Genomic DNA, 1,097 nt, shown 5'->3' on the forward strand with positions numbered 1-1,097 from the left:
GAGCGGCCAGTCTGACCTTTGATGATCGGGCCTGGCGGCAGCTCAACCTGCCGCACGATTGGGCCGTGGAGCTGCCCTTCGACAGCACGGCCCAGCACAGCCACGGCTACAAAGCCATTGGGCGCAACTTCCCCACTACCAGCGTGGGGTGGTACCGCAAAGCGTTTCGCGTTCCGGCCGAGGACCTAGGGCGGCAACTCACCCTGGAGTTTGACGGCGTGTACCGCAATGCCAAGGTGTGGGTGAATGGCCACTACCTCGGCAACGAGCACAGCGGCTACAACAGCTTCCGGTACGATATTACGGACTACCTTAACTACGGCGGCCGCAATGTGGTGGCGGTGCGGGTAGATGCCACCATGCCCGAGGGATGGTACTACGAGGGTGCGGGCATTTACCGGCACGTGTGGCTCACCAAAACCAATCCCGTGCACGTGGCCCCTAACGGCACGTGGGTAACAACCCAGGTAGCCGGCGCTGCCGCCGACGTGACGGCCCGCGCCACCCTCCTGAACCAAGGCAAGAACGCGCATACCTGCGTTGTGAGGCAAACCATTCTCGATGCCCAGGGCCACGTGGTGGCTAGCAAACAGCACAGCGCGGTGGCCCTGGCACCGTTTCAACAGCGCGAAATCACGCTGACGTTGCCGGTGGCCAACGCCCGGCGGTGGGATTTGGAGTCGCCCTACCTGTACACGCTGCGCACCACCGTGCTGGTGGGCAACCGGGAGGTAGACTGCTACGACACGCCGTTCGGGATTCGGACTATTCGCTTTGATGCCAAGCTAGGTTTTTTCCTGAACGACAAGCCGGTAAAGCTCAAGGGTACCAATAACCACCAGGACCACGCCGGGGTAGGCACGGCCCTGCCCGACGAGTTGCAGTACTTCCGCATCCGGGCGCTGAAAGCTATGGGCTCGAATGCCTACCGCTGCTCGCACCACCCGCCTACCCCGGAACTGCTGGCCGCCTGCGACCAGCTTGGCATGCTGGTAATTGACGAGAACCGCCTGATGGGCACTAACTACCAAATGCAGGAAGATCTGAAGGGCATGATTGTGCGCGACCGTAACCACCCGAGTATCATCAGTTGGTCG

1 protein-coding gene is annotated in these 1,097 nt (G+C 61.8%); it reads left to right on the top strand.

What is annotated here, in order from left to right:
• The coding region (locus VI25_RS22810) for a sugar-binding domain-containing protein (protein WP_173664808.1) at positions 1-1,097 on the top strand (1,097 nt) is incomplete at both ends.

The sequence above is a fragment of the Hymenobacter sp. AT01-02 genome (assembly GCF_000961955.2).
Classification (GTDB): domain Bacteria; phylum Bacteroidota; class Bacteroidia; order Cytophagales; family Hymenobacteraceae; genus Hymenobacter; species Hymenobacter mucosus.